At 52.2% G+C, this 245-nt stretch carries 1 protein-coding gene; it reads left to right on the forward strand.

The window, feature by feature from the left end:
• Positions 1 to 245, forward strand: a 245-nt coding sequence (locus tag BIU96_RS17675; protein WP_175477604.1) for an AAA family ATPase, incomplete at both ends; no start/stop codon positions are given.

Raw genomic sequence — 245 nt, forward strand, 5'->3', positions numbered from 1 at the left:
AAGTTGAGAAGGCGCACCCGGACGTATTTAATATCCTGTTGCAGGTGCTGGAGGATGGGCGCCTTACAGATGGTCAGGGCAGAACGGTGGATTTTCGCAATACCGTCATCGTGATGACCTCAAACCTGGGGTCGGACATCATTCAGCAGAAAGCGGGTGAGGAAAACTACGAGGCCATGAAGAAGGACGTTATGGACGTAGTGGGTACTCACTTCAGGCCAGAGTTCATTAACCGGGTGGATGAG

The organism is Curtobacterium sp. MCBA15_008, assembly GCF_001865065.1.
Lineage (GTDB): Bacteria > Actinomycetota > Actinomycetes > Actinomycetales > Microbacteriaceae > Curtobacterium.